This is a genomic window from Methanoregula sp. (assembly GCF_002835825.1).
In the GTDB taxonomy this organism is placed as follows: Archaea; Halobacteriota; Methanomicrobia; order Methanomicrobiales; family Methanospirillaceae; genus Methanoregula.
The window spans coordinates 1-1,319 of record NZ_PIZH01000576.1 but is presented as its reverse complement, the minus strand read 5'-3'; the positions used below and the strand labels follow the sequence as shown (position 1 = coordinate 1,319).

The 1,319-nt window shown below is 57.8% G+C and carries 1 protein-coding gene; it reads right to left on the bottom strand.

Annotated elements, in window-relative coordinates; all coding sequences use genetic code 11:
• Nucleotides 1–1,249, bottom strand: a 1,249-nt coding sequence (locus tag CW742_RS13435; protein ID WP_292421226.1) for a C1 family peptidase, incomplete at its 3' end; no start/stop codon positions are given.
• Nucleotides 1,250–1,319: the final 70 nt, after the last annotated feature.

Below are 1,319 nucleotides of genomic sequence, written 5' to 3'. Positions count from 1 at the left end.
CGTTGGTGGTTGCGGCATTATCATCCGCCTCCCGGGTGAACGATGCCACCTTCCAGATCCTCTCCGAAGGGACCGTGCCAAGGGTGCACTGGCCGGGGATCGAACAGTGCCCGATAATGTTTGCATTGCAGACCAGCTTGTCTTTCTTCTCGTCCATGGTGACGCAGTTGAAGGACTGGTAGGGCATGAATACCTCCTCGGCAACTCCCCGGTCCCTCAGTACCGTGAGCGCTCCTGTGGCATCCCCCCCAAGGCAGCTGCCATGATTGCCATAACAACCTGAGACAAGGGCCTGCTCGGAAAGGTCAAGGTTATACCCATGGGGATACTGGTACTGGCCCTCAATGTTCAGGACCCCTTCCGCAGTGCCGGCCGCTGCATAGGCCCAGCAGGACCCGCAGCCCGCCTGGTCCTTTACCGTTGACATCCAGTTGATCCCCTGCCAGTCATGCCACGAAAACTCGTTTAAATAGGTGGGATTGATAGAACAAAGGGACCTGCAATTTCCACTCATGCAGATCTCCCGGTTGCTGCACTGCATGCCGCACTCGCCGCAGTTATCGTTGTCACTGCCGATGTAGACACAATATCCCGGCTGGCACTCCAGGGTGTTGGACGGGCAGGTGAAGACACATTCACCGGCGCTGCAGCTCATGCCGGACGGGCATACCCACCCGCAGCCCCCACAGTTGGCAGGGTCCGATCCTCTCGTATCAATACAGACCCCGTTGCACTCCTCCCTGCCCAGGCAGGGCTTGAGGCTTAACATCCCCGGGTCAATGGTTGTTGTCGTGATTACTACGGGTGTAGCCTGCTGCACCGGCAACGTTGTCGCTGTCGTGGCGATAACATGGGTGGCAGGTATGAACGGTGTGGCGATCTGGATGACCTGCGTTGTGACCGGTGTAATGATGTTCACGATGTCGGTTTTCTGCTGATAGCAGTACTTCGGGTGGGGGGCAGCGAATGTTGCGGTACTGTACGCGCAGGGAAGCCCGGACGTCTGGATATATCTCCCGTCCCCCCATGTTGCAACCGCTTCGTTCGGGAACATGCACTGGGATCCGGCATCGCAGGGAACCGTCCGAAGGTCAGGTTCGGGCGTTGTTGTCAGGGTTTGAAGCGGAACGATGGTTGAGACGGGTCGCACATCGATGATACCCGGAGTCGGCGTGGGAGTCTGGATTATTATTGCTGAGACGGCCGGGCAGGAGAACAGGAGCAGTACAAGGATGGCGATGCCCGCCATGCGGCATATCCGTGGATCCGTGGGAAAATGCGGGGGTATCATGGGACATTTCTGGATTTTGGTGAAGAAC